Source organism: Flavobacterium channae, from assembly GCF_021172165.1.
Classification (GTDB): domain Bacteria; phylum Bacteroidota; class Bacteroidia; order Flavobacteriales; family Flavobacteriaceae; genus Flavobacterium; species Flavobacterium channae.
Genome location: NZ_CP089096.1, coordinates 665,111 through 680,127, shown reverse-complemented (window position 1 = coordinate 680,127; position 15,017 = coordinate 665,111). Strand labels below are relative to the sequence as shown.

Sequence of the window (15,017 nt, the reverse complement as noted above, 5' to 3'; positions counted from 1 at the left end):
ACACATACAAATTTTTTAATATTTCAATTTTGAGCACAACTGATACGATTTTAGCTACCGCAAAAAGGACTTTACTTGACGAAAGTAAAAGCATTGCAAATCTTGTAAATTACCTTGATGATGACTTTGCAAAAAGTGTTACAGAAATTTATAATACCAAAGGAAGACTAGTAGTAACTGGCATTGGCAAGAGTGCTTTGATAGCTCAAAAAATTGTAGCCACGTTAAATTCTACAGGAACACCTTCAATGTTTTTACATGCAGCTGAAGCAGTTCATGGCGACTTAGGAATGGTACAACCAGAAGATATTATCATTTGTATTTCTAAAAGTGGCAACAGTCCTGAAATTAAAGTTTTAGCTCCGTTATTAAAGCGTTTTGGTAATACTTTAATTGGAATGACAGCTGATAAAAACTCATTTTTAGGAAAAGAATCACATTATATTTTACACGCTTATGTTGAAAATGAAGCTTGTCCAAACAACTTAGCACCAACTAACAGTACAACTGCACAACTTGTTCTTGGTGATGCTTTAGCTGTTTGCTTAATGGAAATGCGCAACTTTAAAAGTGAAGATTTTGCAGTTTATCATCCTGGAGGTGCTTTAGGTAAAAAACTTCTATTACGCGTAAAAGATATGTTGGACACAACTCACAAACCTATGGTTAGTCCAGATGCTTCTATCAAAAAAGTAATCATGGAAATCTCAGAAAAACGTTTGGGTGTTACCGCTGTAGTTGACAACAATACAGTAGTTGGAATTGTAACGGATGGAGATATCCGTAGAATGCTAAACAACAGAGATACTTTTGCCGATTTAACAGCACAAGATATCATGACTAAAAATCCCAAAAACATCAATTCTACTATTTTAGTTTCTGAAGCATTAAATATTTTAGAAAACAATTCGATTACGCAATTAGTAGTAATTGACGATAACGAATACAAAGGAATACTACACTTACACGATATTTTAAAAGAAGGAATCGTATAATGGCAGATAAAAACATAAAAGAGATGTCTTTTTTAGATCATCTTGAAGAATTACGTTGGTTATTAGTTAGAACTTCAGCTGCAATATTAATTTGCAGTGTAGTGGCTTTTTTCTTCAGCGATTTTATTTTTAATGAAATTATTTTTGGTCCAAAAAGCCCAGATTTTATTACCTATCAATTCTTTTGTGATTTAGGCAAACAATTCAACTTGGAAGAAACCATGTGTGTTACCGAAATAAATCTTCCTATTCAAAACAGAGAAATGGGAGGTCAGTTTTCAATGCACATGTGGACATCAATAACAGTAGGATTCATTTTTGCATTTCCTTTCTTCTTATGGGAACTTTGGAAATTCATTAGTCCAGCTTTGTATGAAAAAGAGAAAAAATATGCAGTTTCATTCATTATTATTTCTTCCTTTTTGTTTTTTATTGGTGTCTTATTTGGTTACTATTTAATAGCGCCTTTATCGGTACAATTTTTCGCTAGTTATATAGTGAGTCCAGAAATCAATAATTCGATTGATATTGATTCCTATATTAGCTTAATGAAAACATCTGCAATAGCGAGCGGATTACTATTTGAATTACCTATAATTATTTTCTTTTTAACAAAAATAGGATTGGTAAACCCAGAATTTTTAAGAAAATACAGAAAATACACTTTAGTAATTGTTTTAATTTTATCAGCAATTATAACACCTCCAGACGTTATTAGTCAGGTTATTGTTGCAATTCCAATCATGATATTATATGAAGCAAGTATCCTTATAAGTGTTTTAGTAGTTAGAAGTCAAGAAAAAGAAAAATTAAAAGCATAAAAAATGGCAGATTTAGTAAAAGAATTTAATGATTATCGTTCTAAAATGAACGAAAAATTATTAGCAGACAACAATAAAGTTATCAAAAGAATTTTCAATGTAGACACCAATGCCTACATGGAAGGTGCTTTAGATGTAAAAACGAAAGAATTACTTGGATTAGTAGCTTCAGCTGTTTTACGTTGTGATGATTGTATCAAATATCATTTAGAAACAGCTTATAAAAATGGCGTAAACAAAGAAGAGATGATGGAAGCGATGGGAATTGCCACATTAGTTGGTGGAACTATTGTAATCCCTCATTTAAGAAGAGCTTACGAATTTTGGGAAGCGCTAGAAGAAAGTGCTCAGTAAGCAGTCTCGGTCGCAGTCTACAGTTTTCTAAAATTGACGTTAAAACTAAAAAAGTACAGTTTGTTTTTTGTTTATTTGTAAATCAATTAAACAATTAAACTTCTAAACATTTAAACCTTAGAATGAAATTAAGAGCAGAAAATTTAGTTAAAACCTATAAAAAAAGAAGTGTAGTTAAAGGGATTTCCGTAGAAGTAAATCAAGGGGAAATCGTGGGTTTATTGGGTCCAAATGGAGCCGGAAAAACCACTTCGTTCTACATGATTGTAGGTTTAGTAAAACCAAACAGCGGGAATATCTATTTAGACGATATGGATATTACAAATTTCCCAATGTACAAACGTGCCCAACACGGGATTGGCTATTTGGCACAAGAAGCTTCTGTTTTTAGAAAATTGAGTATTGAAGATAATATTTTGAGTGTTTTGCAGTTAACAACGCTTTCTAAAGCTGAACAAGAAGCTAAAATGGAAGAATTAATTGCAGAATTTGCATTAGAACACATCAGAACCAACCGTGGTGATTTGCTTTCAGGAGGAGAACGTCGCCGTACGGAGATTGCACGTGCTTTAGCAACCGATCCAAAATTTATCCTTTTGGACGAACCTTTTGCTGGAGTTGACCCTGTAGCGGTAGAAGACATTCAACGAATTGTAGCCCAATTAAAAAACAAAAATATCGGGATTTTAATTACGGACCATAACGTTCAAGAAACTTTAGCAATTACGGATAAAACCTATTTAATGTTTGAAGGTGGAATTCTGAAAGCCGGAAAACCTGAGGAACTAGCGTCAGATGAAGTAGTAAGACGTGTTTATCTAGGTCAAAACTTCGAATTAAGAAGAACTAAAATCGATTTTGAAGCTCCAAAAACCACTATCATTCACGGTAAAGGCGAATTGAATTTGAATAAAGAAGAATAAAAAAATCCCTCAATCTATTTGAGGGATTTTTTTATATGTAATTTTAATCATCGAATACACTTCAACAACAACTTATTCTTATCGCCATTAAAAATATTCACATCCACCATACCTTCAATTCCTTGAATTTGGGCTTTCTCGGTGAATTGCCAAAACAACCAATCGTCTTCTAAATGATTGCGCCAAAAATTATAATTGGCAATCCAAAGCGGATAATCCGAAAACTCTTTTTTTAAAAAATCATTGTAATAACTTTCTCCGGAATAAATTATGGGCTTGACTTTATAATGCTTTTCTACCTTTTTCAACCAGCGACGTAATCCTACTTTTAAACTATCAATTGATTGCGATTTAGGTAATTTTTCAATATCTAAAACAGGCGGCAAATCGCCTTTTTCTAGTTTTACGTTTTTGATAAAGTTATTGGCTTGTTCGATAGAATTTTCGTTGGGACGATAATAATGATAAGCGCCGCGAATGAGTTGACGTTCTTTTGAAGCTTTCCAATTCTCTTTGAATCTTGAATCTACCTTATTTTTTCCAGCAGTAGCACGAATAAAAACAAAAGACAATTCAAACGATTCATCAATGTGATAGGTTTGTTCCCAATCGATTTCACTTTGATATTCCGAAACATCAAAACCTATAGCTTTTTCATCGTGTTTGTGCAACACTTCATAAATTCGGATGTCGGCTAATTTTCGTTCTTCTTTAGAAAGTGCGGCTACATTTTTATCGGTTTTAAAACCTAAATAATAGAGAAATCCATCGCGAAATTTATAAATTCCAATCGCAACAAAGAGCAACAAAACAAAAGAAATAAAGTAGAAAATCCATTTATTGGTACTATTGGATTTTCTTTTAGAAAGAGGTTTTCTTCTGTAACTTGTGGACGCCATTACGACTTAGCCGTCATTTTATTACTGATTACCGACACTAGCACATAACTAATGATAATCAAAGGAATAGCTACAAAACCTAGAATAAAAAAGGACACCAAAGAACCAATTAAAAATAGGATTTGCATTTTATATTTTGACCAAGTAAATTCTTTAATTTTCAAAGAAAACAAGGGAATTTCGGCATTTAAAATATAAGCACTAATTAATGTAATTACTAGTAAAACATAAGGATTGTATAAAATAGCCGTCAACATTTCAAAATCATTTGCATACTGAATCATCGGAATGCTCATGATGACTAAAGCATTTGCTGGTGTTGGTAATCCTATAAAAGAATCTGTTTGACGCGTATCGATATTAAAATTTGCCAAACGATAACAGGAGGCAATGGTGATTAAAAAGCCCAAATAAGGAACAAATCCCATATAAAACGTTTCTTCTGTTAACATGTACTCGGGTTGGGTTTGCTGAATATCTTCAAACAAACGAAACATCATCAAACCTGGAACTACACCACAAGTAACCATATCAGCTAAAGAATCCAACTGCACGCCTAAAGGACCTGCTACATTGAATTTTCTAGCTAAAAATCCATCCCAAAAATCAAGAAAAATCCCCAAACAAACAAAAATAAAGGCTTCATCAAAATAACCTCTAAAAATGGCAATAATAGCTAATAAACCAGTGGATAAGTTCAATAGCGTGATAGCGTTTGGGATGTGTTTTTTAATCTGCATAAATAAACGTTTAAAAAAATCTTACAAGACTTTACGAATTTAGAACAAAGGTAATACAATAAGTTAATACTTTTAGAGTTTACTATTTGAGAAATTTATTTCATCTTTGTAAAAAAAATTGGCATTGAAAAAGACCACTTTATATTTTCTAATTTGCTTTAGCTGGATGGCATATGGCCAAACCGTTCGAAAATATTCCAACGAATTCATGAATATTGGAGTAGACGCTGCGGCTTTGGGAATGTCTAATGCGGTGGTATCCCATACAGGGGATGTGAACTCAGGCTATTGGAATCCTGCTGGTTTATTAAAATTAGAAGACAAACAATTCGCTTTAATGCATGCAAATTATTTTGCGAATATTGCCCAATACGATTATGCCGGCTTCGCTATGCCAATTGATGACAGAAGTGCGGTGGGAATTTCGTTAATTCGTTTTGGGGTTGACGACATCTTGAATACGACCCAATTAATCGATAGCGAAGGCAACATTGATTACAATAGAATTTCTCTTTTCTCTACTGCCGATTACGGCTTAACCGTTTCTTATGCTAGAAGTTTACCTATCGAAGGCTTAAATTATGGTGTAAATGCAAAAGTAATTAGAAGAATTATTGGAGATTTTGCTAATTCTTGGGGATTTGGATTGGATTTAGGAATTCAGTACATCAGCGATGATGAGGATTGGAAATTTGGTTTAATGATTCGCGATATTACTACTACCTACAATACTTGGACCATCGACGAAGCAAAATATCAAGAAATCGCCGATGCCATTCCAGGAGAAAATCAAGAATTACCAGAAACCAGCGAAATTACATTACCGAAAGCACAATTAGGTATGTCCAAAAAATGGATAATCCGCTATGATTACAGCTTGTTAGCAGCTACCAATTTAAACATGCAATTTACCCGAACTAACGATATAGTTTCAACCAACACCGTAAGTATTGATCCAGCATTGGGATTGGAATTTGGATATATTGATTTGGTATATCTAAGAGCAGGAGTTGGAAATTTTCAACAAATTACACAAATAGACAATTCAAGCAAACTAAGTTTTCAACCCAATATCGGATTAGGATTCAAATACAAAGGCATTCAAGTAGATTACGCTTTAACCGATTTAGGCGACCAAAGTGCGGCTTTGTATTCCAATATTTTCTCTTTAAAAGTAGACTGGGAATTGTTTAGATAATGAGTTATAGGTGATAGGTATTTGGTTATAGGTAATGGGTCATAGCAAACAAACTTGAAACCTGAAACTTGAAACCTGAAACCTGAAACAAAAACATTACAAATCTAATGTGAGTTATGTCTAGTGAAACGCCTAAAAATAGAGACAAAGCTAATCTAATGTGTCTATGTGTTGAAAAATAGCTAAAACCATTGATTCGCCCAGGCGGACCCGTTTCATTCGCGTGCCAAAACCTGAAACCTGAAACTTGAAACCTGAAACTTGAAACAAAATACTATATGACTAAAAAACTACTTTTAACACTTTCAATACTACTAAGCACCATTGCTTTTTCCCAAAACATGTCACTTTCTGAAAAAGCAAAAGTCAGTATTTTAACCTGTGGATTAGGTCCAGAATCATATGCCATGTATGGTCATACCGGAATTCGTATTCAAGATAGCTTAAAAGGCATTGATGTAGTGTATAATTATGGCGCTTTTGATTTTAGCACGCCTAACTTCATTGGAAAATTCGTAAAGGGCGATTTACAATACTTTGTAACTAATGGCAGTTTTATCGATTTCTATTACAACTATCAAGCAGAAAATAGAGAAATCATTGAACAAGAAATCCAAATGAATCCTGCCCAAATGAATCTGTTGTTCCAACAGTTAAATCATTCCGTTTACAGTGACGAACGTTTTTACACCTATAAATTCATCGATAGAAATTGCACGACAATGGTAGTAGATAAAATCAATGGGATTTTAGGAAAAGAATACATCAAATCAGATACTTCCAATCAAACATATCGAGAAATTCTGTATCCGTATATGACGGATTTTTACATGAAATTAGGTATTCAATTGATTTTTGGGGCTAAAGTTGACGAACCAGCAACACGATTATTCCTCCCTTACGAATTCAAAGAAGCGATTTCGTATACTAAAGTTAACGATAATGCAATTGAAAAAAGCAATAAAAGAATTCTGGAAGTCAGTAAAACAGAAGTGTCTTTCAATTGGATGAACTCTATATATTCCTTAATCGCCATCTTATTGGCTTTAGTGTTAGCAAACAAAAAATGGATTCAAATCAGTTACTTTGTTTTCGCGGGAATATTGGGATTGTTTTTCTCTTTAGTAGGATGCTATTCCTTACACGAAGAAGTGTTGTGGAACTACAACATTTTATTGTTCAATCCACTTTTGTTGGTATTCGCTTGGTATCTTAAAAAAGGAATTAAAGAAAGAATAGTACTATTTGGACAAGTTATTTTGGCGATGCTATTACTATATCTAGCCTACATGACCACAAAAATTCACTTAGAAATCGTTTGGCCATTTATAGCCTTACATTTTTATTGGATAGGAAAAATCATTTTGCAAATTAAGAAATCAAATCTAGCACGCTAATAAAACTGACTACTGAAAACTAATTACTGTCCTCTAAAAAACAAAACTGTACTCATTGTTTTCACAACAATATTGATATCTAAAAACAAGCTACGATGTTTGATATAATACAAATCGTAACGAAGTTTCATTAAACTGTCTTCTAAATTAGAACCGTAAGGATAATTCACTTGTGCCCAACCTGTAAGCCCTGGTTTAATAACGTGACGCGTTTGATATAAAGGAATTGAGGCTGCTATTTGCTCCACAAAAATAGGACGTTCTGGTCGAGGACCGATAATGGCCATATCCCCTTTCAATACATTGATAAATTGAGGCAATTCGTCTAATCTTGTTTTTCTAAGAAATTTTCCAAAAGGAGTAATTCGACTATCATTAGTTGTTGCAAAAACAGCTCCGTTTTCTTCGGCATTTTGTACCATGGTTCTCATCTTGTAAATCGTAAATGGAACTCCGTTTTTACCTACGCGTTCTTGTGCATAAAAAAAACTTCCCTTATTAACAAAAAGATTGATAATCCATAAAAAAGGTGCCAATATAAAAAAACCAATTAATCCAACTAGCGAAAAAACAATATCAAAAAAACGGCTGTAATACACATACAATTTGTTTTGATTGCTTCTACTAAACGGGAAAAACTTATACAATTCTCGATCTTCAAAATGAATAGGCAATCGATACGTACTGTATTCATAAACTTGATTGTACTTTCTAATTACAATACCTTTTTCAAGTAGTCGAAGTAACTTATTATACAAATCAACCGAGGTTAATTTATTTTTAACATTAGCTACTACGATTTCAGAAATGTAATTTTGGTACACAAAATCATCCAAATCAGAATCTAGTACACGTTCGACTTGAGTATCATCAGGTTCCTCATTTACTGCAACATAACCTACTACTTTATAATGTGGATTAAATTTTGCTAGTTCCCTCACCAAACCATCCACTTCTTTACTACTTCCTACAAAAAGTACTTTTTTCATAAATCGATTGGAAGCCAAAAAAATAATGTAAGTATAACGCCAAATGGACAATGAAATTAAAATAGAAAAGAAAAACAGAATAATTTGGAAACGATTAGAAGGCAAAACAGGAGTATAAAAAGGAGTTAACAAATAAAGTAAAACAGTTACAGAAGTTGTTAAAATAATACTTTTAGATATTTGAAATCGGTTACTTGCGGTTTGTAAATTATACATTTCGAAAATTGTCCCGAAAAAAACCAAATAAAGAGCTAAAACGATTGTCCAGTAAAAATTGGTTTGGGATATTCTGAAATAATCAAATTTTGTATAATGTCCAATTAATGCTAAAGTCATTAAAGTAAAAAATACATCCATGACACGCAATAAGATTTTGCGTTCTGAAATTTCAAAATGTATTTTTTGAGAGGCACTCATTCGTTTATAATTCTAACGCAAAGTAACGAATTTAAAAGAAACCACGAAATCATCCTTAAAAATTTATTGAAATAGTAATATTAAATTTTAAAGATTTCTCCAATCTGTGTTCCAAAAAACTTGAAACTTGAAACCTGAAACAAAAATACTCTCCCTTTTACCTCAAAACCTGCTTCCAATCCTCTTTCACTACATTCCAATCCATCTGTTCGATAAAGTTACGTGCATTTAAGGCTAAAGCTTTGGTTTTTTCTTGATTATCTAATAAACTACAAATAGCGGTTGTCATTGTAACAACATCATTATCGTTAACCAATAAAGCATTTTCTTTATCTGTAAGTAAATAAGGAATACCACCTACATTAGTACTCACAACTGGCAAACCTAAAGCCATCGCTTCCATAACACTAACAGGCGTATTATCAAAATGAGTGGTATTGATAAAAATATTGTGTTCTGAGGCCAACTGCCACCAATCTTCTTTTGCTAATTGTCCTGTAAAATTTACTGCAACCCCAACAGATTCAGCAAATGCTTTTGTGGTTTGTAAACTACCATCTTTGTCAGGGCCCACCATAGTTAAAGAAGCATTGGGATATTTTCTTTGCAATTCAAACAACACTTTAACGGCCATTTCGGGATTATAAATAGATGCAAAAGCGCGTACCCAAAGTAATTTTGGAGCAAACTCCGTTCTTATTTTGAAAGAATATTTTTCAATTTCAATAGAATTCGGAATGTAGATTACATTTGTAAAAGCGGCTTTCTCAAAAGCTTTTTTTAAGTAACCTGATGGAGCAATATTTTTGTGTGCATTGGCAAACAACATTTGGCATAACTTGGGATTCTTTTTTAACCGATTTGGTAAAGCGCCACCATGCAAAATAGGAATATATTTAATATTGAAAATACGTGCCAATTGACTACAAAAAAAAGCATACCAGAACGCTTTTGTACTATAGGTATCAATCAAAATGTAAGACACCTGCTTGCGATAAATAAATACAGCCCATATCATATCCAACAATCGAAATAAAAAGGACTTTTTATCAGAAGCATAATAAATTGTATAACCTTCCTGCTCTAGCTGAAGTCCTAAAGTTTCTATTGTGGTTTTATTAAAACCATGCTTACTTAACTGATTCCCTAGATACAGTAGTTTCATCTACAAATTGAACTTTTAAAAGTGACAAGGCGTATACAAAAGCTGGTGCCGCTAATCGCATGGCGGCGTGGTTGATAGTAAGGAGCCAAAAAACAACAAAAGAAAAAACAAAAATGTTTTGTTTATTATTCAAATACAACACCATTGGAGTGATTAATAGAATAATCAATCCAAATAATCCGAACATTCCATGTTCAGCTAACATTCTTGTAATCTCATTATGTGAAGCTGCATCAATACCTGTTGTTTCAAGCCTATACTCTTTATTTTTTCCAACACCAATACCAAAAATAGGATTATCTAAAAACATATTAAATTCTGATTCGATTAATCGCTCTCTTCCAGTTAGTTTACTTGCCTTTTCTCTTCCTCTTGCATCTTGATTAGCATAACGTTTATCAATAAGACCACTAGTTTGTATGGAACTATAAGCCCAAATACCACCCAATGCAAAAAAGCCAAATACAACTAACATTATAATTTTAGACTTTACATGTGATTTCGTAAATAAAAGAAGTAAAACTACAACAATCAAAATCATAGCAAAGCCTGTAATAATACCTCCCCTAGAGAAGGTTACAATACCTCTAAAAGTAATGACAATAAAAAATAAGATATTAATGTTGCGTATCCACGTTGTTTTAGAAATTAAAACAATCTTTACAAAAAATAAAAAGATACCCAACCCCAAAATAGTAGAAACTTGGTTGGGACCAAATCCACCTGAAGTTTCAAAATTAGATTCCGTATTAGTGACCACATCCTTAACACTTGGTGTATACAAGTACATATAAACTAAAGTAGCCATTAATGGGTAGGCCAGCATATCAATCACGTTTTTAATCTGGTCAAAAGTAATACGACGCTGATAACAATAAATAGCACTAACGGTCAAAGTTATAGGTCCAATAATGTTAAAAGTAATTGCTTTCCGAATATCAGTTTCAAAGTTCAATGTAAAAAACCCATAAATCACTCCTGGTAATAATAGTAATCCAAAAATCCAGTACATAATGGCATTTTTAGAAAACCCTTTGAAAAGCATTCCAATAATTAAAACACCCATTACCCCATATTTTGCATATTGTTCGAAAAAATTTCCTTGAGTCATTCGCAAAAAAACCTCAGATCCAACTATATATGCCGCTACATATAAGGCTTCATTATTAGCATTTTTTCTTAGAATCACATAACGAAAACCTACCAAAATAATAGCTATCGCATACACTTTTGAAATCGGCGGTACTAAAAATATCGCCAATCCAATTAGTAAGTGGATGATTACAAATTTTAAATACTTTAGGGTTTCGCTCTTCATACGTGTTTTTGATAGGCTGCTATTATTTTTTGAATCACCTTTTCTGGAGCATAATTATTTTTGACAAAAGTATTCAAATTTTTAGCTAGAGTATCATTTTTATGAGATTCATTTGCTAATTTGATGAAGGCCTCTGTGAGCAATTCATTATTATCTGACGGAATCAAATAACCTGTTTTGTTATTTTGAATAATAGTGTTACAATACCCTACATCGGTACTAATCACGGTCAGTTCAGCCATTCCATATTCCAATAGTGTAACTGGAAACCCTTCATAACTTGAAACTAAAATCCCCACCTTAGCTTGCTCCAAAATAGATTTTATATCATTACAAGAACCATAAATAAAAATGGCTTCTTGCAAATTATTTTGATGTATAAAGTTTTTTAATTCCTGAGAATAATCGTCTTGTTTGTCCTTTCCAATTAAGTGTAAGGTCCAGTCTTGACTAGCTATTTTACTATTCAAAAAAGCCTTTAAAGCTAGTATATGGTTTTTAGGAGCATGTAAATTAGCTAAAAAAACAATTCTTTTGTTTGCAACTCCTTCCAAAACAGTAACAGCTAGTTCTTTCTCATTTGAAGAAGTAAAATTAGGAAGAAACTGAACATCCCCAACCCATAAATACTTCTCAGCCCATACTTTGAGGGTTTCGTTAACCGTAAAAACACCACTAAAAAAAACAGAAAACAATCGAAGTGATAAATAACTCGCCTTAGATTGTACTCGGTTTCCAAAATGATCGTGCCAAAAAATTTGAAGAGACGGCATGGTTAACTTTAGCAAAACAGCAAAAAAACAAGAACTGCTGTGAGCATGTATAGTGTTTACTTTATTTTTTTTAACAAAGTCTCTTAAACGAAGTAGTGCAAAAAAGTCAACAGCCTTCTTTTTATTTAAAAAAGTGTATTCTACTCTCTTAGCAAGGGTGTTTTTTAGTCCGCCTTCTAAACGGGTTGTCACCAAACCTGAAAAAGCTACCTCATCAGCAAGTTCATTCGCAATAGTAACCGCCATACGTTCCGCTCCACCAGGTTCAAGGCTATCGATTAATTGAATAACTCGTATTTCTTTTGGAGAAGCCAATGCTACTTACTTATTAAGATTAGAATGTAAAAATAGAAAAAATCAAAAGAACAAGAGCAAGAGCAAGGGCAAAAATCAAGTACAAGTTTCAATTTTCTATTTTAATTAAAAACAAGTACATAAGAACTATTATTTGAGCAACTTCCTAATTTCGGCTTCAAACTTATCTGTGGTAAATTGTCTCGACCAAGATTGTCCTTCAGAAGACATTTTTAAATACACTTCTAGATTCTTTAAAACGTTGACTATTTGATTTACATCAAAATCTAATTGTTCTTTTAAAATAATACCTCTACTACCATTCCCCATCATATAGGGAACACAAGAAACAGGAGAAGCAATAGGCACACAACCCCAAAACATAGCTTCCGCCACTACTTTGGGCCAGCCTTCACTTTTGGAAGGCAGAATTAAAAAGTGATGAGATTGATACGCTTTTAAAACGGTTTCTTTAGATTGATTTCCTTTTAAAGTTACAATAGGTTCTAACTTATTTTGGGCTATATAAAGTTCTAATTCTTTTCGTAAAACACCTTCCCCATAAAGTTCAAGAGTCACTCTTAACCCTTTTTTATACAACTCTTCCACTAATTGAATAGCATATAAAGGCTGCTTACCAGGTGAAAGTGTCCCTATAAACAGAAACTTGAATTGGTTTTCATTAGTTCTCGACTCCGCTCGAAGTGACAATGAGTTGTTATCCTTTTTGTCAGACTGAGCGGAGTCGAAGTTGTTTTCAGTAGTTTTTGACTGCGCTGGAAGTGACCATTTGTTCTGAATTCTAAATTCTGAATTCTGAATTTCATCTACGCCATAAGTAGCTGTAAAAAACGGTTTAATATTTTTTGTCTGATTCGGCCATTCCCCATAGACCAAAACTTGCATATTTCGAGTTAAAAAAGTAGTAGATAAAATCCATTTTTGTAGGCGATAACTCCATGGTTGTTGGCTTTTAGGATCCCAATTTCCTGCGTACTTAGCCGTTTTTTGTTTATTAGAAAATAAAATCTGTACCAAACAAGCCAATAAAGCAATATTACCTGGACAGCGTAAGTGAATATGGTCGGCTTGTTTCATGGCTTTAAAGATTTTCACCAAAGCCACTAAAGCAAGAGGAATTGCTTTCAGTTTATTTGAAAATGAAGTGATATCAAATTCTTGAAGTTCAACAACTTTTTCCACTTCAAAAGAAACAGGTGCAATTAGAAGTTTTTTATCTTCTCTCCAAATCGGACAGCAAAATTGTATCGTATCGGCATGTTTTGCCCACAATTGCATTTCCTTTTCATAGGGAGCGTACAAATGTAATTTACCATCAAGTTCTACAACTGGTGCTGAGGATATGACTAAAAGCTTCAAGATAATTTATTTTTTGGTGCAAGTTACAATTTCAAAAATCAACTTCAAACTCTAAACAAAACTCTATTTAAGTGTAACGTGCAAAACTTCGAACTCGGAGTGTCTCGTTCAACACAATCTACTTCAAAAAATCTCGGTGTAGCTCTGTGTAAAAAACCTTCTATAGTTCTCGACTGCGCTCGAAGTGACAATCATGTGAAACCAATTTTTAAGATTATTACAATTTCTTTAATCTGTGTTCCTAAAATTTCAAAATTCAACATTCATTACTCGAGAGTTTTGCTCGAACTGGCGAAGCAATCAATATTCAAAATTCAAAACAACCGCTACACCCCTAAAGTCCCCTCAAGGGGACAATCCTACCAATAACTTTTGCTTTAAATATTTTAAATAAGAAAATCCGTAATTATCAGCGCTTCCCCTAGGCGGACCTATTTCACCCGCGTCCCAATCTCCCCATCATCCAATCTCCAAGACTCCCCATCTAAACATATCCCTCAGAACTTTTTTCTGAAACCTTTACAGCTGGCACTCCTAACATTACGCTATTTGCTTTGACATTAGTATTAACTAGTGAACAAGCTCCAATTAACACATTATCTTCTATTATAATATTTCCTGCGACTACTACATTCGCTCCAATATATACATTATTTCCGATTTTTGGAACCCCTCTATTTTCTCCTTGACCTGAAACCCCAATGGTTACGCCTTGTGATATATTGCAATTATTTCCAATAGTTGTTTTTGCATTTAAAATAATTCCTCCAAAATGCCCTATATAGAACGAATGTCCAATTTGAGCTGAAGCAGGAATTGAAATACCAGTGAGTATTTCAATTATTTTTTGCCAAATCAAACACAAAAATTGCAATAATTGCTTTAGAATAGGAATAGGCATCTTGTGAACAGCATGTGCTACTCGGTATTGGAAACTGGCCCAAAATCCTTGCGTAAAAAATAAGATGGTGATAAAGTTACCTCCATATTTTTTATATTTTTTGTAATCGGATGAAATTAACTGTAAAAAATTCATTTACTTTCAAAATTGAAAAGTAAATATACAATTAACCTGAATAAAAGTATCATTTCCTTTTATAAAATTCTTTTAACTCTTGAATAACATCTTGTAGATCTAAGCCTTGATCTCTGCAAAACTCTTTTACGGTTATTTTTTGGTGTTTCAACTTGTTGTTTTTCATTTTAATTACTCTAACTACTTTTCTGGCATAGCTGGAGCTTCCTCCTAAAATAATTTGTACCTCTTTTGGAGTCATAATAATTCTTGACATAATTTTTAGTTTTTGTTTTTAATACTCAATTTATATTTCAAAATAAACACGTGTTTCTTTTT

15 protein-coding genes are annotated in these 15,017 nt (G+C 33.0%); 6 read left to right on the top strand and 9 right to left on the bottom strand.

The features are described 5' to 3' along the window. Positions 1–29 precede the first annotated feature (29 nt). From LOS89_RS02915 to lptB, 4 genes are all read left to right on the top strand, one after another. Positions 30–995 carry a KpsF/GutQ family sugar-phosphate isomerase gene (locus LOS89_RS02915; RefSeq protein ID WP_231836262.1) on the top strand — a complete coding sequence of 322 codons (966 nt, stop codon included), beginning with the start codon at positions 30–32 and terminating at the stop codon, positions 993–995. Beyond that, positions 995–1,816: a twin-arginine translocase subunit TatC gene (gene tatC, locus LOS89_RS02910; RefSeq protein ID WP_231836260.1), complete on the top strand. Its 822-nt coding sequence runs from the start codon at positions 995–997 to the stop codon at positions 1,814–1,816. The genes LOS89_RS02915 and tatC overlap by 1 nt, the downstream gene beginning before the upstream one ends. Positions 1,817–1,819: 3 nt before the next feature. Further along, positions 1,820–2,170, top strand: a complete 351-nt coding sequence (locus LOS89_RS02905) for a carboxymuconolactone decarboxylase family protein (RefSeq protein WP_231836259.1) — start codon at positions 1,820–1,822, stop codon at positions 2,168–2,170. Between the two features lie 122 nt (positions 2,171–2,292). Then, positions 2,293–3,093: an LPS export ABC transporter ATP-binding protein gene (gene lptB / locus LOS89_RS02900; protein ID WP_231836257.1), complete on the top strand. Its 801-nt coding sequence runs from the start codon at positions 2,293–2,295 to the stop codon at positions 3,091–3,093. A 47-nt stretch (positions 3,094–3,140) separates the two neighbouring features. Here lptB and LOS89_RS02895 read toward each other — a convergent pair whose 3' ends face one another. Next, complete coding sequence (locus tag LOS89_RS02895; RefSeq protein ID WP_231836255.1) at positions 3,141–3,992, bottom strand: glycoside hydrolase family 25 protein; 852 nt, start codon at positions 3,990–3,992, stop codon at positions 3,141–3,143. Continuing rightward, on the bottom strand, positions 3,992–4,732 hold the full coding sequence (locus LOS89_RS02890) for a CDP-alcohol phosphatidyltransferase family protein (RefSeq protein WP_231836253.1): 741 nt from the start codon (positions 4,730–4,732) through the stop codon (positions 3,992–3,994). The genes LOS89_RS02895 and LOS89_RS02890 overlap by 1 nt, the downstream gene beginning before the upstream one ends. A gap of 124 nt (positions 4,733–4,856) precedes the next feature. Between LOS89_RS02890 and LOS89_RS02885 the strand changes: the two genes are divergently transcribed. Together LOS89_RS02885 and LOS89_RS02880 are read left to right on the top strand one after the other, a co-directional pair. Continuing rightward, positions 4,857–5,930 carry a putative type IX sorting system protein PorV2 gene (locus LOS89_RS02885; RefSeq protein WP_445156333.1) on the top strand — a complete coding sequence of 358 codons (1,074 nt, stop codon included), beginning with the start codon at positions 4,857–4,859 and terminating at the stop codon, positions 5,928–5,930. Positions 5,931–6,208: 278 nt separating this feature from the next. Next, positions 6,209–7,327 (top strand): lipoprotein N-acyltransferase Lnb domain-containing protein, encoded by a 1,119-nt coding sequence (locus LOS89_RS02880; RefSeq protein ID WP_231836251.1) that lies wholly within the window; start codon positions 6,209–6,211, stop codon positions 7,325–7,327. 23 nt (positions 7,328–7,350) lie between these two features. Here LOS89_RS02880 and LOS89_RS02875 read toward each other — a convergent pair whose 3' ends face one another. The 7 genes from LOS89_RS02875 to LOS89_RS02845 form a co-directional block, all read right to left on the bottom strand. Then, complete coding sequence (locus tag LOS89_RS02875) at positions 7,351–8,733, bottom strand: sugar transferase (protein WP_231836250.1); 1,383 nt, start codon at positions 8,731–8,733, stop codon at positions 7,351–7,353. Between the two features lie 157 nt (positions 8,734–8,890). Further along, entirely contained in the window at positions 8,891–9,898 is a 1,008-nt protein-coding gene (locus LOS89_RS02870) for a glycosyltransferase family 4 protein (protein WP_231836249.1), read from the bottom strand. Further along, positions 9,864–11,216: an O-antigen ligase family protein gene (locus LOS89_RS02865; RefSeq protein ID WP_231836248.1), complete on the bottom strand. Its 1,353-nt coding sequence runs from the start codon at positions 11,214–11,216 to the stop codon at positions 9,864–9,866. Before LOS89_RS02865 ends, LOS89_RS02870 begins: the two co-directional genes overlap by 35 nt. After that, complete coding sequence (locus LOS89_RS02860) at positions 11,213–12,304, bottom strand: glycosyltransferase (protein ID WP_231836247.1); 1,092 nt, start codon at positions 12,302–12,304, stop codon at positions 11,213–11,215. Before LOS89_RS02860 ends, LOS89_RS02865 begins: the two co-directional genes overlap by 4 nt. A 129-nt stretch (positions 12,305–12,433) precedes the next feature. Then, positions 12,434–13,663, bottom strand: coding sequence for a glycosyltransferase family 4 protein (locus LOS89_RS02855; protein ID WP_231836246.1), 1,230 nt, complete (start codon positions 13,661–13,663; stop codon positions 12,434–12,436). A 484-nt stretch (positions 13,664–14,147) separates the two neighbouring features. Then, positions 14,148–14,699, bottom strand: coding sequence for a serine O-acetyltransferase (locus LOS89_RS02850; protein WP_231836244.1), 552 nt, complete (start codon positions 14,697–14,699; stop codon positions 14,148–14,150). Positions 14,700–14,748: 49 nt separating this feature from the next. Next, positions 14,749–14,955 carry a hypothetical protein gene (locus LOS89_RS02845; RefSeq protein ID WP_231836242.1) on the bottom strand — a complete coding sequence of 69 codons (207 nt, stop codon included), beginning with the start codon at positions 14,953–14,955 and terminating at the stop codon, positions 14,749–14,751. Positions 14,956–15,017 lie beyond the last annotated feature (62 nt).